Genomic DNA, 21,549 nt, shown 5'->3' on the forward strand with positions numbered 1-21,549 from the left:
ACTCGGTTCCGTCTGCGTGTCGATTCCGCTCGAATTCGTCCGCGGCTGCGATCCCCGATCGCATGGTTACGGATCCTCCGTCGTGACGTCCCTGCGGACGACTTCCCCGGGTGCCGTCGTCGCGTTCGCCCCGACGACGGTTCCCACGTTGAGGCGGGTTCCGATCCCCAGCTTCGCTCCCTCGCCGATCACCGCGCCGAACTTCCGTCTCCCCGTTCGAACGCGGCGATCGGCGTGTGTCAGCGTCACCTGCTCGCCGTCGTGGCGAAGGTTCGCCACGAGCGACCCGGCGCCCACGTTCGCGCGCGGGCCGACGACGCTGTCGCCCACGTAGCTTTGGTGGGGGACGTTTGCGTCGTTCATGATGACGCTGTTTTTGAGTTCCACGGCCGCTCCTATCTTTGTGTCATTTGAAATAAAACTGTTTGCCCTCACATAACAGTTCGGTCCGACCGTCGCGCCGGGCATCACGAGGGCGGGCCCCTCGATGACGGCGCCCGAGCGGACGGTCGCGCCCTCGCGGACGGCGATCGGTCCCGTGAGCTCCGCATCGGGGTGGATCTCGCCGGAGCGATCCGATTCGATCTTCGCGAATCCGTCCGAGCCGGCCGTTCCCGCGAGGAGCCACTCGGTCGCGTCGAGGTACTCCCACGGGCGGCGCACGTCGGCGACGTGTTCGTGTTCGATCGCGTCGATGGCCGCGTCGGCAGCGAGGTCGCGTGCGACCTCGACCGCCGCCGTCGGCGGGCGACCCTCGAACGCGTCCGCCGGTACCACCAGCGGACGGACTTCCGGGCCGTCGAGCGGCGGTAGCGGTTCCGCGGGGCGCCGGAGATACGCCGCGCTCCGGCGCCCGAGCGCGTCGAGCGCGCCCGGGGAGACGATAGCGGTCGCGGGCAGCCGGATCACGCGGTCGTGCGCGGTCGGCGGATCCGCCCGTTCCGTCGTCACGATCTCCGGGTACCGATCGAGTAGCCGCCGCTGAACGGTCGGTGCGACGCCCGTAACCAGGAGTTCGTCGACGCCGGCACGCACCATCGAATCGGCGGCCCGGACGGCGACCGGCGTCCCGGCAACCGACACCTGCGCTGCGTGTGTCGACGGCGCGTACGCGGTCCCGATCTCCCCTTTCGACGCAAGTACCCCGAGCATACCCGGCTGTTACTGTCGGACCTACTTGTATTGTTATAGAGATTATATGTGTGGTTAGGTAGCGACCCACTCGATCTCGCGCTCGACCGGCTGCCTACCCGCCAGGTCACGGGTCGACCGAGATCCGGTTGATTTGGGGGATAGAGGCGTTTAACCTCCGGTCCTCGAACGTAACAGCCTAATAACAATGCCCGACTGCCGGGATTGGCGCATGTTACCCCGGACGCTATCCGTTCGGCCTGACCATGATCTGTACACACCACCGCGCCGGACTGACGGCACGACGACAGGAGGAACACGCGCCGAGTAATCACGGGAATACCGGAGTACGTCGCCGGGGAGCGGGCGATCGCTGATGTGCGGGATTACCGCCTGCGTCGCCGACGACGATGTCGTCGATACGGTGCTTACCGGCCTGGAGAACCTCGAATACCGAGGATACGACTCCGCCGGGATCGCCACGCTCAACGGCGCCGGCGTTCGCGTCCACAAGCGCGAGGGCGGCATCGACGAGCTCGTCGCGGAGGTCGACGGCGTCGACCTCCACGGGGAGTTCGGCGTCGGCCACACACGGTGGAGCACGCACGGGGCGCCCACCGACGAGAACGCCCACCCGCACACGGACTGCACCGCCTCCGTCGCGGTCGTGCACAACGGGATCATCGAGAACTACGCCGAGCTCCGCGGCGAGCTCTCGGCGGCCGGACACCTGTTCACCAGCGAGACCGACACCGAGGTGATCCCACATCTCATCGAGGACGAATTGGCCGCGGGGAACCCCCCCGAGGCGGCGTTCCGGGCGGCCATCGACCGCCTCGAGGGGAGCTACGCTATCGCGGCTCTGGTCGACGGGACCGAGGCGATCTTCGCGACCCGGCAGGGTTCGCCCCTGGTGCTCGGTGTCGACGACGGTCGGCGGTTCCTCGCCAGCGACGTGCCGTCGTTCATCGAGTTCACCTCGCGCGTGGTGTATCTCCACGACGGCGATGTCGTCCGGCTCACGCCCGGCGATCACACGATCACCGACGCGGACGGCGACCCGGTCTCCCGACCGGTCGACACCGTCGATTGGGGGTCTGAGGACGCCGAACGCGGCGGCTACGACCACTACATGCTCAAGGAGATCAACGAGCAGCCGGAGGCGTTGGAGCGAACGATCAACGGCCGGATCACCGACGACGGGCGCGTCGCGCTCGAGGAGTTCCCGGAGGGAGCCTTCGACGGGGTTTCGGAGGTCCACTTCCTCTCGTGTGGAACCTCCCATCACGCCTCGATGTACGCCCAACAGCTCCTCCGGGACCGCGGGGTCCCCGCGTACGCGTTCACGGCCGGGGAGTACGCGACGACACCTGCGCCGGTCTCCGAGGACACGCTCGTCGTCGCAGTCACCCAAAGCGGCGAGACGGCGGACACGCTCGCGTCGCTGCGGAGCGCGAACGCGCGCGGGGCGCGGACGCTCGCGGTGACGAACGTCGTCGGATCGACGGCCGCCCGCGAGGCGGACGAGGCGCTGTTCATTCGGGCGGGCCCGGAGATCGGCGTCGCCGCGACCAAGACGTTCTCCTCGCAGGTCGCCACGCTGACGCTCGTCATCGAGCGACTCGTGGCCGATGTCACGGGCGCTCCCAGCGAGGACAGCGAGGCGGTCCTGTCGGCGTTGCAGGAGCTCCCGGACCTGGTCGATAGGGTGATCCGGCAGTCGACGGCGTCGTCGCTGGCGAACAGGTACGCCGGCAGCGACGGGCACTTCTTCATCGGCCGCGGCGTGGCGTACCCGGTCGCGCGTGAGGGGGCGCTGAAGCTCAAGGAGATCTCCTACGAGCACGCGGAGGGGTTCTCGGCGGGCGAACTGAAACACGGCCCGCTCGCGCTGGTGACCGCGGACACCCCGGTCGTCGCGGTGTTCTCCGGAAAACACGACAGGAAGACGCTCAACAACGTCGAGGAGGTCCGCTCGCGTGGCGCGCCGGTGATCGGCGTCGCCCCCGAATCGGCCGACAACGTCGCCGCCGCGGTCGACGAGTTCTTGGCCGTCCCGGAGACGCATCCGGACGTCGCGGGAATCCTCGCGAACGTCCAGCTGCAACTCGTCTCGTACTACGAGGCGAACGCGCTGAACCGATCGATCGACAAACCTCGGAACCTGGCAAAGAGTGTGACGGTAGAGTGACGGGAGGAGGCTTCGGATGTCCGACCACGGTACGTATCGACCCCCGCGAGCGACGACGAACGCGATCGCAGCCCCTGCCCGCCGTCGGGCGTGTCGGGCGCGTTCCGTCGCGGCTCCCCGGCGCCGACAGCCCGGGCGGGCCGAGGTGGTGAACCGCGGAGACCCCCGAGTAGATGTCGAGCACAAACACAGACGCACTCAGCAGGGACGAGGTCTACGACATCCTGAGCAACGGCAGGCGCCGGTTCGTCATCTACTTGCTCCGGGAGGAGGGGGAGCCGATTCCGCTCAGCGAGCTTTCCGACCGCGTCGCGGCCTGGGAGAACGATCTCCCCGTGGACGAGTTGACCGATCAGCAGATCAAGCGGGTGTACGTCTCGCTGTACCAGACGCACATTCCGAAGCTCGAGGAGTCGGGGATCGTCGAGTACGACAAGGACTCGGGGTTGGTGTCGCTCACCTCGAACGTCTCCTCGCTCGACGCCTATCTCCCGGAGGAGGACCGGCGCGAGATCCCGTGGCAGGCGATCTATCTGGGGCTCGCCGTCGTCGGTCTCGTTGTCTACGGCGTCGCGACCATGGCCGCCGGCACGATCCCACAGGCGACGCTCAACGTCGTCGGCCTGCTCGTGTTCGCGGCGTTCGGTGCCGTCGTCGCCGCACAGTATCTGTACGAACGCTCCCGCGGATAACCACCATCAAACCGTGAATACACACGCTTCCGCCGTCGTCCGTTCGACGACGGCCGCACTCTCGTCGAAGACCGCCCCCGAAGTATCGCACACGGGTGATCGCCCGTGACAACCGACTGGGACGTCATCGGCTACGTCATCAGCTCCGACCACCGTGTGGTCGTCTTAGGACGCCTCGCGGAGGGTCCGGCGACGCCGACGCGGATCGCCGAGGACGTGGAGCTGTCCGTGTCGCACGTCTCCCGGGCGCTCGGGTCGCTGCGAGAGAAGGAACTCGTCGAGCTGCTCGTCCCGGAGGAGCGCCGAAAGGGGCGCGTCTACGGTATCACCTCCGCGGGGGAGGAGGTGTGGGCCGACATCAGTACGAAGGACCTCGCGGAGTGACCGCGCGCTCGCGGTCGGTCCGAAAACGGGGGAGGAGAGGAGCAGGTGTTGGATGCCAGGGGAATGGGAATGGGGCCGTGCTGTGTCTCCCCCGAACGTGTGTATGGCATCCGGCCGCTTTGTTAGTCGGACGTGTCGTGGTGAGTCGACGCACACACGTCGATCTTACCGAACCGTCGTACGCTTGAAGGACTCCCGTCACAGACCGACTCACCGGGGAAACGCGACGGCCAGAATGACCACGACGTTGTGCGCCGCGATCGCGAGGTTACACGTGCAGCCGACCCCGTAACAGACGAGCCGTCCGGTCCGGGCGGACGATACGCCGTCGCCGGCGGCACGTCCGGTCGCCAGCCCGAACCCTCCCTCGACGAGGACGACCGTGAGACCGACCGTGAGCAGTCCGACCGCGAGCAGCCCGGGCACCGTTCCCAACTGAACGATCGCCGCCGCAGCGATCGGGTTGCGCTCGACGATCGCCGGAGACACGCCGAGGCCGATCATCGTGGTGCCGAAGTCGACGGATTTCGTCACGGTCAGGCCCACCACGCCGGCCGTCGTGACCGCGCTGACGCTGCGGTCGGTCTCGACGATCGCGTCCGGATCCTCCACCCCGGGTGCGACCTGATCGCCCCGGCCGGCTCGACGCATTCGTTCCGGACTACGCGGTCGCGACCGTTCGTTATGAAGACTGTTCGTCGCCCCGACACGACCGAATCGGTTCCCAGGGTCGGTCCGAGGCGTTTGCCGTTTACTAACAAAGGCCACCCCGGTCCGTGTCCTACCATGACACTCCGTGCTCCCGGCGACGACGCGCTCGGCGCGTGCCCGCGGTGCGGGCGGTCGATTCCCCGCGCGAGCCACCTGATCAGCTACCGGGACGGCGATTGGCCGCTGATGTTCGCGACCTGTCGGGAGTGCGACGAAGTCGTCCACCCCAGGTAGCCGGTCGACCGTCGACCGGCTGCTACGCCGGGTGCCTATCGGCGACCCAGCCCGACGGGGCCGTCCCCGCTATCAGGTGTATAACGATGGGTGGCATCGTCCTGGACCCGACCGCAATGTCGAAGAAACCCATCGCGTTCGCGGTCATCGCAGCGATCGTTCTGGTACTTGCTCGCGTCGTCGAACGACGTACCCGACCGGAGTTGGCCGACGAGTACGGGAGCTGAACGGTCGACGACAGCCCCGACGCGCCGTCCGGAGGAGATCGGTATCGACGCGTCGTCCGGAAGATCGGTAGGCGGGTGCTACGACTCGCAGCTCCGATCCCGGCGACATCCGTCCTCGACGAGGCTCAACCATACCACTGGAATCGTTCTTACAGGCATGGAACAGAGGTTCCCCGGCGATCTCAGGGTTCTATCACCCGTTTAACGACGTGCTACTTTCGGCTACCCTGAATATTACTTTATCCTATATGGTGGTATCACGGTTCGTGCCGAACTGGATCACGGACGAAGAGCAGGAACGGATTCGTAAGTTCGCCGCGACGCCGCGCTACCAGCGCGGACCGCACTTCCTCGAGCCGGAGTCCGAGGAGGACTCCGACGAGCACGAGGAGGCGCCGACGCGGCGGTAACTGCGTGACAGGGGCGGAGCTCGGTACAACGGGAACGGGGCACTCACACGCGGTTGGCCGGCGCGACCGTCGCTGACCGCCGTGATCGCCGGTGTGTCTCCGTGGCACCGCCCTCCCGAGCGGACGAATCGATCGACGTGTCGTATCGACCGTCGAACCAGCCAGGGTCGCGGTCGCCTCCCGGAGACCGCGTTTTTTGCCTCCTCAACCCGTCGTCGACGACCGGATCCGCCATCGTACGGGTCGAAACGACACAATACCGCGATTGTACGGGTGTATAACTAACGGGGCGCTTGGTCGATTCCGTTGTATGTGGCGTGTCACCCAGGTCACGACCCGTCGTCGGCCGACACCGGCCCCACGTACCGGCGTTGAGCGCGCGCTCCAGCGGGGTGGGCAGTGACCCGTTCGACGGCGTCCGATCCGGCGACCGGCATCGAGACGCCGGTGGTCCACGCGTCGCCCGCGGAGACGGCCCGGCTGTTCGACGCACTCGACAGCGAGGCGTGCCGCACGGTGGTCCGGGCGCTGGAGGATGGCCCGCTGACCGCGAAGGAGCTTCAGGCGGCCGGAGACATCCCGCTCTCGACGGTGTACCGCTGCGTGAACGAACTGGTCGACACCCCGCTCGTGGAGGAAACGACTCGCGTCAGCGAGGGCGGCCACCACGCCAGCGAGTACTCGCGCCCAGTCGAAACGCTGGTCGTCAGCTTCGGCGCGGAGCCGACGATGCACGCCGTCGACGCGCCCGTTCTCAAGCTGACCCTCTGAGGCGGCTCCCCGCGTCGCCCGGTCAGTCGTCGGCACGCGCGCGCTCGAACCGGTCGGCCGGCAGGCGCAGGTCTTCGAGCCCGGGCAGGTGCTTGACGTTGTAGACGACGCGAAGCGTCTCGGAAACCGGCCGGCCGATACACGAGAGCCGGAACCCGCGGTCGACCAGATCGTCGGTGAGCACGTTGTCGACGGTGCTGTCGAGTTCGCCCTCCACCACCGCGACGGCGCAGTTCGCGCATGCGCCGCCGCGACAGGCGAACGGCCACGCGAACCCGCGCTGTTCGGCCGCCTCGAGGAGGGTCTCGCCCGGCTCCGCGAGGAACATTCCGTAGTCGTCCGCATCGAGGTCGGCGTCCGACGCCGTCTCGAAGAGGTCGTCGTCGTCGATCTCCCACCCGTGGTCGGCGACGACCTCGTAGTTCAGATACTCGACGCGGGTGGTCGTCGCCTCGGACCCGTTTGCGGTGCCGTTTCCGTGCTCCCCGCCGGTTCGATCGGCCGGGTCGGTGCTCGTGTCGGCGCCCGACTCCGCAACCCCCGGTTCCTTCCGAGGCGGTGCCGCCCCGTTACTCTCGGGGACGGCCTCGGTGGCCGGGACCGCAGTTCCCGAGATCGCGGCCTCGTACGCCTCGCGGACGCGCTGGAACTCCTCCATCGAGCCGCCCCGATCCGGGTGCGCCTCCTTCACCCGCCGTCGGTAGGCGCGTTCGATCTCCGTATCGTCGGCGTCGGCGTCGAGCCCCAGTACGTCGTACGGAGAATCCACGACGCACGGTAGGGACGAGGGACATATAACGCCGTTCCCCGCGGCGACGCGTTCTGGACGCGGCCGACGCACGACCGCCGTGAGAATATGTCGACTCACACACTACTACGCGCGGGAACCCGGGAGTGGTCGGGATGAAACTGTCAGAGGTCCCCGGTTCCCTCATCCCCCGGCGGTCGTGTGACCGCTCAGTCGTCGAACACCGTGATTCCGTTGTCGTTCGATCGCTCGCGGATCAGCCGGCCCGACCAGTCGTGGTTCGACAGGTCCCCGACGTCGAGTCCCGCGTGGACCCGCTCGACGCGCTCGGGGCCAACCTTCCGGGCTCGGGCTTCCACTCGCGGGAGCGCACGACCGTCTCGAACAGCCACCGGCGAGATCTCGCGAGGGCACGTCGTTCGTGCCCCCGTAGGCGGTTCCTAATCAGTGTTCGGCCGTGTGCGAGTCCGCAGTGTCGAGGGGCGGTCCCGACCGACGGCGGTCGCTTGCATCCGCCGTCGGCGCCCGACCCGTTCGTGCCGGGCCCGCCCGTGCCGCGTGCCTACTCGGGCGTCTCCGTCGGCGTTCCGGTCGGAGTGCCGTCGGGGGTCCCAGTCGGAGTTCCGTCGGGTGTTCCTGTCTCGGTACCGTTCGGCGTCCCGGTCTCAGTACCGTTCGGCGGTTCGGTTCCCGGCGTCTCGGTCCCCTCGGGCGTCTCCTCCGGGGTGCCGGTCGGCTCCTCCGTTCCGTCGTCGTCTCCGTCGTCCGTGTCGGCGCCCGCATCGCCGAGCACCGAGAGCGCGCCCTCGTAGGTATGCGTGTACGCGCTCTCCATCCCGCGCCGGCGGTACTCCTCCGAGAGGATCTCGTTGCCCCACGGGCCGGCGAATCCGGCCTCCCGGCAGGCGTCGACGAATCCCTGCACGTCGAAGTCGCCGTAGCCGGGGACCCGGCGCATGTTGACGGTGTTCTCGACGAAGCCGCCGCGGCCGGTGTCGGTGAACCCGTCGTCGATCTCGACGGCGGTGATGTCCTCGGGCGACAGCGCCGCCACGTCGTCGTAGTCGATCGTCTCGATGTTCGTGATGTGCCAGGTGTCGAGGAACAGGCCGCCGTTCTCCGGACCGCTCACCCATTCGAGCGCCTGATCGAGGGTCTGCGAATTCGGATCCGGCGGCAGGATCTCCATCCCGACGAGCGTGTCGACTGCGGCCGCCTCTTCGCAGAACGTCGCGAACCGGTCGGCGAGCGCGTCCGTCTCCACCGGGTAGCCGTTGATGTTCCCGATCTTGATGTGGCGCGCATCCATCGCCTCGGCGGCATCGAGAAGGAGCTGTCGAGTCTCCTCCTCGGCTTGCCGTCGCGGATCGTCCTCCGGGAGGAGCCAGTTCACGAGGAACTCCAACTCGATCGTGTCGATCCCGGCGTCGCGTATCGTCTGCCCGATCCCTTCGAGCGTCCGACCCTCCGCCTCGACCATGTGCTGGATGTCGGCGTGGTAGAGGCCGATCCCCGTGAAGCCGACCTCCGCGAGCATCTCCACGCGGTTCTCCAGGTCCCAGGGACTCCACTCGCGTCCCGTGAACGGTTTCACGTCGCCCGCGTGTGCCCAGTAGGACGCGAGCACGTCGACGTCCGCCTGTTGTTGCTGCTGTCGTACTTCTCGCGCTCGGTCGATGTCCTCCGCCAGCGCCTCGTCCATCCCCGCGGCGCCTGCGCCGAGCGCGACTGTTCCACCCGTCGCCTTGAGTACGTCTCGTCGTTTCGGTGGCATGGTGTCGTCACTCCGTGACCTCGTTCGGGTCGCATCGCGTCGCGTCACACACGATAGCTGTGTGACACGTTACACACCGGCGTGAGTACCGAAAAGGGTAGTTGGCGATTCCGTCCGTTCGCCTCCCCGATTCGTTTCGGGCGGTTACGAGTTGCTGTGCGTTGGCACCCGGAACGCATCGGAACCGCTGACGCCGGCGAGATGACGCCATTCGGGGCAAACGTGCCCGCACGTGACAATCTGGGGTCACCTTGATATGGTGATACGTGGATAGTTGACGCGGAGCATGCCAACAGCTAGCCCGGACCAACTGCGGCGGATGTACGAGGACATGGTAACGGCGCGCCTCTACGAGGAGCGCCTCCAGGAGGAGTACATGGAGGGGAAACGACCGGGGTTCGACATCAGCGCCGGCGAGGTTCCCGGCGAACTTCACCTCGCGGCCGGCCAGGAGGCGGCCGCGGTGGGCGTGTGTCACCACCTCCGCGACGACGACACCGTCACGGCACCGCACCGACCGCACCACGTCGCCATCGCGAAGGGGGTGGACCTGAAGCGAATGACCGCGGAGATCTTCGGCCGGGAGACGGGGCTGTGCCACGGGAAGGGCGGGCACATGCACCTGTTCGACCCGGACGTGAACTTCGCGTGTAGCGGGATCATCGCGCAGGGGTGCCCGCCCGCGGTCGGCGCGGGGATGGCCGCGAAGAAGCGAAACACCGACAGCGTCGCCGTCGCGTACCTCGGCGAGGGCGCGATCGACCAGGGCGGGTTCCTGGAATCGCTCAACATGGCGAGCGTCCACGACCTGCCGGTCGTGTTCGTCATCGAGGACAACGACTGGGCGATCAGCATGCCGAAGGAGCGCGTCACGAGCCCGCAGGACGGCTCCGCCCGCGCTGACGGCTTCGACATGCACGGCGTCCGCGTCGACAGCGACGACGCCCGCGCGGTGTACGAGGCCGGCGCCGAGGCGGTCGGACGAGCCCGCGACGGTAACGGACCCACCGTCCTGGAGGTGCAGGTCCACCGCCGGATGGGCCACTTCATGGGCGACCCGGAGACGTATCGCCCCGAGGAGGATCAGGAGCGGGCGGCCGAACGCGACTCCATCGAGCGCCTCGCGGCCGACATGCGTGAGTTCGGCATCGACGACGAGGAGCTGGAGGAGATCCGCGACCGGGCGGCAGAGCGGGTCGACGAGGCGGTCACGTGGGCGAAACAACAGCCGCTGCCCGAGCCGGAGGCGGCCCACGACCACGTGTTCACGAACCCGCCGTCGGGCGTGACCGACGAGGAGCCGGAGTTCTCCGACGCCGGCGCGGCCGCAGGGGGTGACGACTGATGAGTTCCCAGGAACAACAGCAGACGGGGCGCACAGCGACGATGAGCGACGCGATGGTCGAGGCGATCGCCAGCGAGATGCGCGCCGACGAGGAGGTGTTCTACATGGGCGAGGACGTCGCCGACTACGGCGGCATCTTCGACTCCACCACGGGGCTGCTCGACGAGTTCGGCCGCGACCGCGTGATGGACGTGCCCATCAGCGAGACGGCGTACCTCGGCGCGGCCGTCGGCGCCGCTCAGGCGGGGATGCGCCCCATCGCCGAGCTGATGTTCGTCGACTTCTTCGGCGTCGCGATGGACCAGATCTACAACCAGATGGCGAAGAACACCTACATGAGCGGGGCGTCCGTCAGCGTTCCGATGGTGCTCACCACCGCCGTCGGCGGCACGTACAATGACGCCGCCCAGCACTCCCAAACGCTGTACGGGACGTTCGCGCACCTCCCCGGCATGAAGGTGGTCGTCCCCTCGACGGCGTACGACGCCAAGGGGCTGATGCACAACGCCATCCGCGACGACGACCCGGTCGTCTACATGTTCCACAAGCGGCTCATGGGGATCGGCTGGATGCCCGCCCCCGACGGGCCGAAGACGCCCGTCCCCGAGGAGGAGTACACCATCCCCTTCGGCAAGGCCGACGTGAAACGCGAGGGCGACGACGTGACGGTCGTCACGCTCGGGCTGCACGTCCATCGCGCGCTGGAGGCCGCCGAGACCCTCGCCCACGAGGGGATCGACGCGGAGGTGATCGACCTCCGGACGCTGAAGCCCCTGGACCGCGAGACGGTGCTGGAGTCCGTGCGGAAGACGGGTAGCCTCGTCGTCGTCGACGAGGACTACCAGTCGTACGGCGTCACGGGCGAGATCATCTCCAGCGTCGCCGAGTCGGACCTCGATGCGCTGGAGGCGGTCGAGCGCGTCGCCGTTCCCGACGTGCCCATCCCGTACTCGCGGCCGATGGAGGACGCGGTGATCCCCGGCGCCGAGGACGTGGCCGAAGCGGTCCGCTCGGTCGGCGAATGAGCCGGCGCGATCCGCACATCGACGGCGGCCTCACCACGGCCACTGACGGCGGCGACGACCGCGTCCCCGTCGACAGCGGGGCGCTGTGGCCCGGCGACACCGACGACGACGTGGGGCTGCTGCTCAACTGGTTCGTCTCGGAGGGGAGCCGGGTGTCGGAGGGCGACCGGATCGCCGAGTTCCAGGTCGAGAAGGTCGACGTGGACGTGCCCGCCCCCGCGTCGGGAACCCTCGCGGAGATCGTCGTCGACGAGGACGGCGAGTTCGACCGCGGCGACGTGCTCGGCTACGTCGAGCCGGAGGGGTGATCGCGGATGGCAGATGACCGCCGGGGTTCACAGCACGTCCGCACGGACGGCGGCGACGCGGCCGATACGCCACGAGACGAGCCGGCGACACGCACGGTCGCCGAGGAGCACACGCCGAGTCCGATGCGGCGGACGATCGCGCGCCGGCTCCACGAGAGCTACAGCGAGGCGGTTCACGTCACGGCGACGCGCGTCGTCGACGCCGAGGCGCTGTTCGAGGCGGTCGACGTCGCCGGCGACCGCCACGGCGTCGATCTCTCGCTGTCGGACGCGGTGTTGGCGGCGGTCTCGGCGACGCTGGATCGACATCCCTCGTTCAACGCCACGTTCGAGGACGGCACCCGCCGCGTGTACGAGGAGCACAACCTCGGATACGGCGTCGACCTCGAACAGGGGCTCGTCGCGCCCGTCCTCGCTGACGTGGGACCGCTGTCGATCGCGGAGATCCACCGCCGACGAACGGCGCTCGTAGACCGCGTGCGCGCCGGCGACTACGACACGGCCGACCTCCGCGGCGGGACGTTCACCGTCTCGAACCTCGGCCCGCTCGGGGTCGACTCGTTCACGCCGATCATCAACCCCCCGCAGGTCGCGATCCTGGGGGTGAACGCCGTGCGGGAGCGGGCGGTCCGTCCGGACGACGACGGCGGCGCCGTCGCGTTTCGCCGGCACCTCCCCTTGGATCTCAGCTTCGACCACCGCGTCGTCGACGGTGCCGACGCGGGACGGTTCCTCCGGACGCTCGCGACCGTGATCGAGGAGCCGGACGAACTGTTCGAGGGATGACCACGGACGGGGGCCGTACCGGCTCAATACTATCATATTCTCCAGACAACTTTCAGGCTATCAGACGGCACTGGGGACGATCCGTAGCTAGGGATAAATGATGGGTATGTGAAATAATATAAAATTATTTATACTATCTACCTCGTATCCGGTTGAGATGACATGTGTTCACTGTGGAATAGGAGACTGCGATCGCTACACACTGCGGTTTTCTCCTGAGGGCGGGGAAGAACGGAGGACGGAGTTAGAACTCTGCGAGGGGTGTCTCGAGCAGTTTCTCACTGAGGCGAACGCCGACCTCATCGAACCGAACATCGTACTGACTGACGACATTCCATCCGACATATTTCCCGACAGTCTTCGGTAGTACTGAGCAGGATCCGAGTCGGGAACGCCGTAGCCGGCCCTCACCTGTCGAACGTCCCCGCCGGTCACTCGTCGACTAACGACCGCACGCGCGCCGCTCCGTCGATGTCGTCGATCACCGCCTCCACGGGCGGCGGCACCGACTCACGCCAGCGACCGGCGTTGGCGTCGGACGTGGCATCCTGTCGGTTGCTGTCCCGTGCACCGCGGCCGTCGTCCTCGGCGGCCATCGATTCACGGATCGCCGTTCCGCTCACCGTGCGCTCGGCCTCGATCGTCCGCACGGCTCGCCCGTGCTCGCGCAGACGGTCCGCCTTCACCTCGTGCCACGGTTCGAGCACCCTGAGGAGGTGCAGCGCGTCCGGCGGCGCGTAGTGCTCCCACAGCTCCGGGCGGTTGATCGGGAACGGGAGTACGCGAACGGGGACGTCCAGATCCGCGGCCGCCAGCGCGTCGCGCACCATCCGGTGGCGCTCGTGGTAGCGGAACGGGTTGTTCCGCGGGTCGTCACGCTCCGGGTCGGCCGTCTCGTGGGCGACGTGTGCGGGGTCGGCGTTGGTGATCCCGACGATCAGCTCGTCACACTCGCCGGCGGCCCACTCGCAGTACGCGAGGTGGCCGTCGTGGAACGGCTGAAAGCGGCCGTGGACGTGGCCGACGGTCATCGTTCCTCCCCCGCGGCCGGCCAGCGCGCGGCCGCCTCGACGAACTGCACCGGGTCGCCGCCGGTGGCGTCGCGGATCGGCGCGTCGCCGCGGTCGAGCGTACCGATCCGGACGGGGTCGGCGCCCTCGACGCTCCGAAGTCGCTCGCTCGCTCGCGCCAGGGCGCTCGGCGTTCCGATCGCCGCGAACGGGCCGTTCGTCTCCACGGTCGCGTCGGGGATCGTCCATCCTCCCGCTGCCGCGTCGGCGACTCCCGGCAGGAACGGAAGTCGGTCGAGCCGAAGCGACCGCCCGTCGCGAGCGACCAGCCGGCCGACGCCGCCGATCCCCTCCCCGGACACGTCGGTAACGCGAGCGAGGTGTCGCGCCGGATCGAACGGTTCGTCGGGCTCCGGTCGACACGCGGCCAGCGCCTCCGCGACGGGTCGGGCGTCCCCCGTGAGCCGGTCCCGTCCCAACTCGCGGAGGCCCCGGTCGCCGTCGATATGACCGAGCGCGAACGCCGCCAACCCGCCGAGCGGCCGCGTCAGGAGTACGCCGCAGTCGTCGGGGAGCGGCGGCTCGGTCGGGTCAACGCCTCCGCGGGCGGTGACGCTCGCGCCGAGGAGCCAGCTCTCCCCCCCGTGACCGAGTACCGACGCCGGGAGCACCGATACCTCTGCTGGGATCCCCGCACGATACCAGTCGGTCGCCTGCGACGCGGGTGGGTCGACGCCGGCAGGTGACGCGACGACCGGACGGACGACGCGGTCGGCGGTCGCCCCGACGGCGTACACGTCATTGCAGGCGTTGAGGGCGGCGATCCGCGCCTGCTCCGGCGGCGTCAGGTCCGGAAACGCGTGGACCGCATCGACGTTCGCCGCGACGAAGCCCGCGGATGCGGTTCCCGACGCCCCGCCGGCCCTTCCGGCGTTGGCTTCGCCGCCGTCGCGGTCGGAGTCGGTGGCGCCGTCGCGGTCGCAGTCGTTCTCGCTGTCTCCCCGCCGGAGGTGCTCGAGCCACAGGACGCCGCCATCGAGGTCGGGAATCTGCACGGCGTGGCCCTTCCCGATCGTCACGTCCGGCCCGTCGAGGCCGGCGTAGGCGGTCGCCAGCGCGTCGCCGAGGGCGTCCGGGTCCGCGAGGTCGTCGCCGACGAACACACACGCGAGCGTCACGACGGGAGCGCCGCCCCCGTCGCCGGCGAACGGGGCCGCGGGTTGTTCCTCGCCGAGCGCGACCGTGTCGACTTCGCGATCGACCGGGTCGACGCCGGCCGATCCTCGGAGGATCGCCGCGTCGGTGTCTGGCCCCAGCCGGACGCTCGTCCCGTCGAGGGCGGCCGCGACGCGGTCGCGTGCCGGCAACACCACCCGGTCGAGTGGAGTCTTGCCGGCACAGCCGCATCGCCGCGGATCTGCCCCGGTAGCCGGCGTGACGCTGGGTGCTCCGCCCGACCGGTCGCGGTCGCGTCCGCCGTCGGCGACGACCCGGCTCCAGTTCACTCCTCGCGCGGCCACAGCGGGGTCACCTCCGTCGTCGGGTAGTCCCGGACCGCCGGCGTCCGACGCAGCCCGTCGAGCATGACGCGGTCGGCGGCCGCCCGCGCGGTCTTCAACAGCTCCCGACCGCGCACGTCCCGGAAGTGACCTCGGGCGGCCGGGCGCTCGCCGACTTCCTCAACGTCGTCGACGCGGACGGGGTCGGCGACCATCGTCACGGGCACCGGCTCGCCCGAGTGGACCACGTCCTCAGTGCTCGGCGTGGTGTGGTCGGCGGTAACGACGGTGACCAACTCGGGGTCCTCCAGCGCGCGCTCGACCACCGGCGCGAGCGACGCGTCGATGGACTCCAACTCGTCGCGCTTCGCTGACGGGCCGGCGGCGTGGGACACTTCGTCCGGCTCCGGGTAGTGGACGTGGACGAACTCGTTCTCTGCGAGCGTGTCGAGCGCTAGGTTCGCCCTGGCGTCGTACCCGTCCGGCGGGTCGACGTGGGTCATCCCGAGGGTCCGAGCCAGCCCCGTCAACACCGGCTTGGGCGTCACGCTCGCGGCCTCCAAGCCGTGGCGCCGCCGGAACGACTCGACGCGCGTCGGCGTGCCGGCCCACTTCGAGAGCACCACGTCCGCCGGTCCCGTTGCGTCCGCCAGCCCCGACCGTGTCGAGCGCGTGTACGTCCGCAGCGCGTCGGCGGTCCGGCGGGCGGCGGCCCGGTGGTCCGCGGCGCGTGTCGGCTCGCTGGCGATGACCGGGAGTCCCTCCTCGAAGGGGTCCACGTCGGTGACCGCCGGCGACACCACCGTGTCCGCAGTAATCGTCACCAGTCCCCGGTTCTTCCACGTGTATTCGAAGCTCGCGGTGCAGCCCTCGACCACCGGCACGTCGACGGAAGCGACGCCGGCCCGGTCCGCGAGCGCGGGGAAATCGGCGGCGTCGGCGGGGAGGTGTCGGTCCGTGACACGCGTTCCGGTCTCCGGGTCCAGCGACGCGAACGACGCCGAGCAGACGACGCTGCCGGCGGGGGGGTCGCGGCCGAAGCCTCGTGCCTCAAGCACGCCCCGCCCCGGTACCTCCTCGGGATCGTAGCCGAACAGCCGGGTGTGTGCGAGGTCGCTCGACAGCGGGACGCCCGGGTCGGCGACGTGCATCGTCCCGTTGATCCCGGCGGCCGCGAGGCGGTCGAGGTTCGGCGTCTCCGCGGCCTCCAGCGGCGTTCGGCCGTCCAGCTCTGGCGCCGGCCGGTCGGCCGCCCCGTCGAGCAGGAGCAGCAGGATGGAGCGGTCCGTCCCGCGCATCACTCCAAGCCGAGGGTCTTCGCGATGGTACGTTTCTGCATCTCCGTCGTCCCCGCGGGGATCCGGAGGTTACGGGCCACTCGGAACACGCGTTCGACGCCGCCGGCGCGCATGAGGCCGTAGCCGCCGAGCACCTGGATCGCGCGGTCGGCCCAGTCGAACAGTCGGTCCTCGGGGTAGTACTTCAGCATCGAGAGCTTCCGACGTGCGGTCGCCGGCTGGTCGAGGTCGTGAAGGTTCGCCTCGGCGTCATAGGCGCCCAGCAGTGCCGTCCCGAACTCGCGGACGGCGTGGATCTCCGTCGCCGTCTCGACGATGGGCCACTGCACGGCCTGATTGGTGCCGATGGACTCGCCGAAGGTCTCGCGATCCTTCGCGTACGTGAGCATCCGGTCGAGGAGGTACCGCCCCATCCCGGCACACATCCCGGCGCGGCCGGCGCGGCGCCAGTTGACCCACGACAGCGCCAACGGCAGACCGTCCCCGACCTCGCCGACGAGCTGGTCGCCGCCGACCCGGCAGTCGCGGAGATGTACGTCCGAGGTGATGCCGTCCATCATGATGTTCAGGTTCGGCTGCCCCACCTCGAAGCCGGAGTTATCGGTGTCGACGAGGAACATCCCCATCGTCTCGTGGGCCGGCCCCTCCGCCCCCTCCACCTTCGCGAGGATCTGTGCGGTGTCGGCGAACGGCCCGTTCGTGATGTAGCGCTTGTCGCCGTTGAGCACCCAGCCGTCGCCGTCGCGCTCGGCGGTGGTCGAGATGGCCGTCACGTCCGAGCCGGCGCCCGGCTCGGTGATGCCGATGCAGGCAGTCTTCCGCCCTTCGACGAGCGGTCGGAGCCACTCCTCGCGCTGGTCTTCGTCGAGATGCAACAGCGCGGGAGAGGGCCCCTCGGTCCACGCCATCATCGCCCGGGCGACGCTGGACCCGTGTCCGGTGCCGTAGCGGAACACCGCCTCCTGGACGTAGAAGTGCTCGCGGTTCGAGAGGCCGCCGCCGCCGACCTCCTCGGGGAGATGCAGCGCGTACAGCCCCGCGTCGGCGCTGCGCTTCCGGATCTCCTCCTGCATCGCGCGCGTCTCGGGCTTCATGAGGCCGTCGTCGTCGAGGTAGTCCAGGGGGCCGCCGACGTGGTCGGCGTGTTCCTCCTCGTACGGCAGCACCTCCTCCTCGATGAACTCGATCACTCGATCGACGACCGGCCGTACGTCGTCGGGGACAGTGAACTCGCCAGCGAGCGCGTCGTCCTCGGGGAACGTCGTCATATGATACCGATTCGCACTCCGGTGGATAAGTATTGGCTCGACCGTGGCCGATTACCGGTTCATCGTTCCGACAAACGGGTTTCCCCGCGTCCGAGACATCTCGAGCCGCTCCAATGAAATCCGCGGGGGAATCTAAGCTCGAAAGGTCGGCCTGTCAAATACAGGGGGAACGGACGAATCGCGCCGGATCACTCCAGCGCGAGGATCCGCTGATCGCCGTCACCGACGGCCGCGAAGACGGCGCCGTCCGCGACACTCACGCCCGAGACGTACCCGCCGTCGTGGGTGTACTCCCATCGCCGTGGGTCGATCCGTGCCCCGCCGACGCCGGTCCCGCCGTCGAACTTGTACGCGAGGATACTGTCCTCCCCGGCGATGTACAGCGTGTCACCGGCGGCTGCGGGAACGCTGCTCGCGGCGTCGTCGACCGTCCAGCGTTCCTTTCCGCCGTCGGTACCCAACGCTGTAAGGCCGCCGCCATCGGCACCGTATACCCCACCGGCAGCACGAACGAGTAGCCCCTGTGCGACCGGTCCATCCTCCGTGTGCCAGCTCACACGGCCGGCGTGGGCGGCGGTTCGTAGCTTGAGGACGCCGCCGCCGAAGGTCGCGACGTACAGCGAGTTTCCCCGTTCGGCCGTCATCGCGGTGACGCCGCCGGGGACTTTCGTGCGCCAGAGCCCCCGGCCGTCGTACACCATGAACACCTCCCCGCCACTCGTCCCCGCAGTCACGCCGGCGACGTTCGAAGCGACGAGCCTGACGATCTCCCCGTACACGGATTTCGTCCACTGGACCGTCCCCGGCGGTTCGGAACTCCCTTCCTCGAGCACCACGTCGAGGAGGGTTCCCTCGATCGTCCCGACGTAGAGGTGGTTCCAGTCGTACCCCGCTACCGGCGGTGCCGAGACCCGACTGTCCGTTTCCACGCGCCATCGCACCTCGCCCGATCCCGCATCGAGCGCGACGAGGCCCGATTCCGTTCCCACGTACGCGATTCCGTCGTGAACGGCCGGCGGCTGGTACTGGACAGCCGTGTCTCCCGGCTCCTCGTCTCGGAACCGCCACAGCGACTCGCCGTCGGCCGCATCGAACGCCTCGATACCGTACCACGTCGACTGGAAGACGGTTCCGTCGGCAACGATGGGTTGGCCGATGGGCGTTCCCTCAAGCGAGGCCGTAAAGCGTTCGCTGGGTGCGGATCGTGGAGCGGCCGCCGAGGGAACGTACCCCGACCGCAGGCGATCGGCACCGAACATCGGCCAGTCCGTGTCCGAGTCGGTTCCCGGCGTTGCCGAGGGTCCGGCGGTGCTCACACAGCCCGCGAGGGAGCCGACGGTGCCGCCGGCGAGTCCGGCAAGTACAGCGCGTCTGGAGGGCATCGTTCACACGTCCGTACGTGGACCAATATCTTTTCTGCACCGTCCCCCGGTCGGCGTCTCACGGCGGACAGTAGAACGCGTTGGTTACAAGATCGTCACTCCGAAGGCTTCGACGGGGTCGACGAGTCAGCCGGCGGTCCACTCCAGCACGGTCGCCGCCCACGTGTAGCCGGTGCCGGCCGCGAGGAACAGGATCACATCGCCGTCGGCGACGCGTCCCCTATCGAGCCCCTCGGCGAGTGCAAGCGCCTGATCGGCGCTCTGGACGTGGCCGTATTCGTCCAGGTAGTACTGGCCGCCCTCGTCGACGCCGAGTTCGTCACACAGGTACTCGTGGAACGACCGCTTCATGTGGGTGAGCGCCAGGAAGTCGATGTCGTCGCGCTCGTACCCCGAGTCGGCGATCGCGTCGTCGGCGACCGAGAGGAACGACGGCGCCGACACGTCCGCGAGCCGTTCTTTCATCCCCTCGGGATCCGGCACGGTCAGCGTGTGTTCGCCCGCGTCGACGGTCTCGCGGCTCGGCGGCTTCGCCGACCCGCCCGCCGGCATCACCACGTCGCGGGAGAAACTGCCGTCGGTCGTCGCCGCCGACTCCCGGACGACTGCCCGCGTCCGGTCATCCCTCGGATCGGCTTCAAGCACCGTCGCGGCCGCGCCCGAGCCGAAGTTGAACATGAAGCTCGCGTCCCCGTCAGTGTAGTCGACCAGGTCCTCCTCGCGGCTCGCGGTGACCAGCAGCGCGCGATCGATGTCGCCGACGCGGAGCTGGGCGGCGGTGTGCCGGATCGCGATCGGCGCACCCGCACACAGCGCATACGACTCGTGGGCGTACGCGTCATCGGCGCCGAGGCGCTCGGCCACGTCAGCGGCGGCCGACCAAACGACGTGGTCCTTGTACTCGCTGCCGTGATACAGGAGGAGGTCGAGGTCGCCGGCCTCGATCCCGGCATCCGAGAGCGCCTCGCGCCCCGCCGCGACGCACATGTCGCTCACGTGGTCGTCGTCCGGGGGGCAGACGCGTTTCTCGCGCATCCCCATCTTCACGACGACGACCTCCTCGGGGATCCCGCTGATCTCGGCGATCTCCTCCCCGGTCAACACCTCGTCGGGTACGTACGTTCCGAGGCCGGTGAGGCCGACGGTCCGCCCCTCAGCCATCGAACCACCGCCGGAGGCGACGAGGAACGGCCTTCGCTAGCGTGCCGCCCATGCGGTCGCGGGCGGTGCCGAGCAGGCCGTTCGGGACGTACAACACGAACAGGACGAACAGCAGGCCAACGTACAGCGCGGCGTGCCCGTTCAGGAACGTGTCGATAGCCTCGGCGACCGTGAGTCCGTTGTAGATCTCGGTCGCGAGCGTCGCGTCGCCGACGTTCGCGCGGAGGTACGGTAACAAGCCGCCCCCGCCGCCCACCTTGGAGAGGAACTCGCGGACGGTAGCGTCGAACAGCTCGCCGTACAGCGGCCCGGCGAGCGTGCCGAAGCCGCCGATGATCGACACCAACAGCGCGTCGCCGGCGACGAGGAAGTAGAACCCGCTCTCGGGCGTCACCGAGCGCCGGAACCCGACGAACAGCGCGCCGGCGATCCCGGCGAAGAAGCCGGAGACGACGAACGCGCCGAGCTTGTACGCGTAGGTGTTGTAGCCGATCGCCCGGGCGCGCTCCTCGTTCTCGCGGATCGCGATCAGCGTCCGCCCGAACGGCGAGTGGACGAGCCGCTGCATCGCGAGGTAACACACGAGCACCACGGCCCCGATGGCGTAAAAGGACACCTCGGTGGGCGAGAGATTGATGAAGCCGAACAGCCCCTCGATCGAATCGCCCGTGAGCTGTCCGATCGCGACCGAGAGCCCGTCGACGCCGGGGACGCCGATCCGGAACCCCTCGAACGTGCCCGTCACCGCGACGCCGTCGCGCGGCGCCGAGGAGACGAAGTCCCAGTCGCGCACGAACACGTAGAGCACCTGCGAGAACCCGAGGGTGATCATCGCGAAGTAGACGCCCGACAGGCGGAACGACACGCTCCCGATGGCGAGCGCCAGCGCCGCGGCGGCGACGCCAGCGAGCACGAGCAGGAGCATGAACGGCGTTTCCGGACCCAACAGCGGGATCTTCCCGTTGGCCGCGAGCGCGACGAGGTAGGCGCCGGTGCCGTAGAACGCCGCGTGGCCGAACGAGAGGTAGCCCGTGTAGCCGCTGATGAAGTCGAACGACATCGCAAAGAGCGCGAAGAACAACACGACGACGAGCGTCTCGATCCGCGGCAACAGCGCGACGACCTCGGCCGACAGCCCGGAGTTCACGAGCAGCGCGTACACGCCGGGATAGGCGGCGAACGCGAGTACCACAG

The 21,549-nt window shown here is 68.8% G+C and carries 23 protein-coding genes; 11 read left to right on the forward strand and 12 right to left on the reverse strand.

Annotation, left to right across the window (positions count from 1 at the left end; all coding sequences use genetic code 11):
• Positions 1 to 66 precede the first annotated feature (66 nt).
• Entirely contained in the window at positions 67 to 1,152 is a 1,086-nt protein-coding gene (locus K6T50_RS17195; protein ID WP_222609463.1) for a glucose-1-phosphate thymidylyltransferase, read from the reverse strand.
• Positions 1,153 to 1,507: 355 nt separating this feature from the next.
• Between K6T50_RS17195 and glmS the strand changes: the two genes are divergently transcribed.
• From glmS to K6T50_RS17210, 3 genes are all read left to right on the forward strand, one after another.
• Entirely contained in the window at positions 1,508 to 3,322 is a 1,815-nt protein-coding gene (glmS, locus tag K6T50_RS17200; protein WP_222609464.1) for a glutamine--fructose-6-phosphate transaminase (isomerizing), read from the forward strand.
• Between the two features lie 173 nt (positions 3,323 to 3,495).
• Entirely contained in the window at positions 3,496 to 4,014 is a 519-nt protein-coding gene (locus K6T50_RS17205; RefSeq protein ID WP_222609465.1) for a DUF7344 domain-containing protein, read from the forward strand.
• Positions 4,015 to 4,119: 105 nt separating this feature from the next.
• Positions 4,120 to 4,398 carry a winged helix-turn-helix domain-containing protein gene (locus K6T50_RS17210; RefSeq protein WP_222609466.1) on the forward strand — a complete coding sequence of 93 codons (279 nt, stop codon included), beginning with the start codon at positions 4,120 to 4,122 and terminating at the stop codon, positions 4,396 to 4,398.
• A gap of 210 nt (positions 4,399 to 4,608) precedes the next feature.
• On the opposite strand, the gene K6T50_RS17215 is transcribed toward K6T50_RS17210, so the two are convergent.
• On the reverse strand, positions 4,609 to 5,049 hold the full coding sequence (locus K6T50_RS17215) for a hypothetical protein (protein ID WP_222609467.1): 441 nt from the start codon (positions 5,047 to 5,049) through the stop codon (positions 4,609 to 4,611).
• A gap of 135 nt (positions 5,050 to 5,184) precedes the next feature.
• Between K6T50_RS17215 and K6T50_RS17220 the strand changes: the two genes are divergently transcribed.
• The 4 genes from K6T50_RS17220 (at position 5,185) to K6T50_RS17235 (ending at position 6,751) form a co-directional block, all read left to right on the forward strand.
• Positions 5,185 to 5,343, forward strand: coding sequence for a DUF7837 family putative zinc-binding protein (locus K6T50_RS17220; protein WP_222609468.1), 159 nt, complete (start codon positions 5,185 to 5,187; stop codon positions 5,341 to 5,343).
• Positions 5,344 to 5,429: 86 nt separating this feature from the next.
• On the forward strand, positions 5,430 to 5,570 hold the full coding sequence (locus K6T50_RS17225) for a hypothetical protein (RefSeq protein WP_222609469.1): 141 nt from the start codon (positions 5,430 to 5,432) through the stop codon (positions 5,568 to 5,570).
• A 266-nt stretch (positions 5,571 to 5,836) separates the two neighbouring features.
• Positions 5,837 to 5,980, forward strand: a complete 144-nt coding sequence (locus tag K6T50_RS17230; protein WP_222609470.1) for a hypothetical protein — start codon at positions 5,837 to 5,839, stop codon at positions 5,978 to 5,980.
• 399 nt (positions 5,981 to 6,379) lie between these two features.
• Positions 6,380 to 6,751 (forward strand): winged helix-turn-helix domain-containing protein, encoded by a 372-nt coding sequence (locus K6T50_RS17235; RefSeq protein ID WP_222609471.1) that lies wholly within the window; start codon positions 6,380 to 6,382, stop codon positions 6,749 to 6,751.
• A gap of 22 nt (positions 6,752 to 6,773) precedes the next feature.
• On the opposite strand, the gene fer is transcribed toward K6T50_RS17235, so the two are convergent.
• From fer to K6T50_RS17250, 3 genes are all read right to left on the reverse strand, one after another.
• Positions 6,774 to 7,520 (reverse strand): ferredoxin Fer, encoded by a 747-nt coding sequence (fer, locus tag K6T50_RS17240; protein ID WP_222609472.1) that lies wholly within the window; start codon positions 7,518 to 7,520, stop codon positions 6,774 to 6,776.
• A 188-nt stretch (positions 7,521 to 7,708) separates the two neighbouring features.
• Positions 7,709 to 7,858, reverse strand: a complete 150-nt coding sequence (locus K6T50_RS17245; protein WP_222609473.1) for a hypothetical protein — start codon at positions 7,856 to 7,858, stop codon at positions 7,709 to 7,711.
• Positions 7,859 to 8,061: 203 nt separating this feature from the next.
• Positions 8,062 to 9,273 (reverse strand): sugar phosphate isomerase/epimerase family protein, encoded by a 1,212-nt coding sequence (locus K6T50_RS17250; protein WP_222609474.1) that lies wholly within the window; start codon positions 9,271 to 9,273, stop codon positions 8,062 to 8,064.
• Between the two features lie 319 nt (positions 9,274 to 9,592).
• On the opposite strand from K6T50_RS17250, the gene K6T50_RS17255 reads away from it, so the two are divergent.
• From K6T50_RS17255 to K6T50_RS17270, 4 genes are read left to right on the forward strand one after another with little or no spacing between them, the layout of a single operon-like run.
• Positions 9,593 to 10,618 carry a thiamine pyrophosphate-dependent dehydrogenase E1 component subunit alpha gene (locus K6T50_RS17255; protein ID WP_222609559.1) on the forward strand — a complete coding sequence of 342 codons (1,026 nt, stop codon included), beginning with the start codon at positions 9,593 to 9,595 and terminating at the stop codon, positions 10,616 to 10,618.
• Entirely contained in the window at positions 10,618 to 11,643 is a 1,026-nt protein-coding gene (locus tag K6T50_RS17260) for an alpha-ketoacid dehydrogenase subunit beta (protein ID WP_222609475.1), read from the forward strand. The genes K6T50_RS17255 and K6T50_RS17260 overlap by 1 nt, the downstream gene beginning before the upstream one ends.
• Positions 11,640 to 11,951 carry a lipoyl domain-containing protein gene (locus K6T50_RS17265; protein ID WP_222609476.1) on the forward strand — a complete coding sequence of 104 codons (312 nt, stop codon included), beginning with the start codon at positions 11,640 to 11,642 and terminating at the stop codon, positions 11,949 to 11,951. The genes K6T50_RS17260 and K6T50_RS17265 overlap by 4 nt, the downstream gene beginning before the upstream one ends.
• A gap of 6 nt (positions 11,952 to 11,957) precedes the next feature.
• Positions 11,958 to 12,737, forward strand: coding sequence for a 2-oxo acid dehydrogenase subunit E2 (locus tag K6T50_RS17270; protein ID WP_222609477.1), 780 nt, complete (start codon positions 11,958 to 11,960; stop codon positions 12,735 to 12,737).
• Between the two features lie 431 nt (positions 12,738 to 13,168).
• Here the strand turns inward: K6T50_RS17270 and K6T50_RS17275 are convergent, their stop codons facing one another.
• From K6T50_RS17275 to K6T50_RS17305, 7 genes are all read right to left on the reverse strand, one after another.
• A complete protein-coding gene (locus K6T50_RS17275) occupies positions 13,169 to 13,768 on the reverse strand; it encodes an adenylyltransferase/cytidyltransferase family protein (protein WP_222609478.1) in 600 nt (199 codons plus the stop codon).
• Positions 13,765 to 15,267, reverse strand: a complete 1,503-nt coding sequence (locus tag K6T50_RS17280) for a hypothetical protein (RefSeq protein WP_222609479.1) — start codon at positions 15,265 to 15,267, stop codon at positions 13,765 to 13,767. The genes K6T50_RS17275 and K6T50_RS17280 overlap by 4 nt, the downstream gene beginning before the upstream one ends.
• Positions 15,249 to 16,544 carry an alkaline phosphatase family protein gene (locus K6T50_RS17285; RefSeq protein ID WP_222609480.1) on the reverse strand — a complete coding sequence of 432 codons (1,296 nt, stop codon included), beginning with the start codon at positions 16,542 to 16,544 and terminating at the stop codon, positions 15,249 to 15,251. The genes K6T50_RS17280 and K6T50_RS17285 overlap by 19 nt, the downstream gene beginning before the upstream one ends.
• Entirely contained in the window at positions 16,544 to 17,812 is a 1,269-nt protein-coding gene (locus K6T50_RS17290; protein WP_222609481.1) for an acyl-CoA dehydrogenase family protein, read from the reverse strand. The genes K6T50_RS17285 and K6T50_RS17290 overlap by 1 nt, the downstream gene beginning before the upstream one ends.
• A gap of 188 nt (positions 17,813 to 18,000) precedes the next feature.
• Positions 18,001 to 19,194 carry an outer membrane protein assembly factor BamB family protein gene (locus K6T50_RS17295; RefSeq protein ID WP_222609482.1) on the reverse strand — a complete coding sequence of 398 codons (1,194 nt, stop codon included), beginning with the start codon at positions 19,192 to 19,194 and terminating at the stop codon, positions 18,001 to 18,003.
• Between the two features lie 126 nt (positions 19,195 to 19,320).
• Positions 19,321 to 20,355, reverse strand: a complete 1,035-nt coding sequence (locus K6T50_RS17300; RefSeq protein ID WP_222609483.1) for a 3-oxoacyl-ACP synthase — start codon at positions 20,353 to 20,355, stop codon at positions 19,321 to 19,323.
• Complete coding sequence (locus tag K6T50_RS17305) at positions 20,348 to 21,547, reverse strand: branched-chain amino acid ABC transporter permease (RefSeq protein WP_425601422.1); 1,200 nt, start codon at positions 21,545 to 21,547, stop codon at positions 20,348 to 20,350. The genes K6T50_RS17300 and K6T50_RS17305 overlap by 8 nt, the downstream gene beginning before the upstream one ends.
• Between the last annotated feature and the right edge of the window lie 2 nt (positions 21,548 to 21,549).

This window comes from Halobaculum magnesiiphilum (assembly GCF_019823105.1).
GTDB classification, from domain to species: Archaea; Halobacteriota; Halobacteria; order Halobacteriales; family Haloferacaceae; genus Halobaculum; species Halobaculum magnesiiphilum.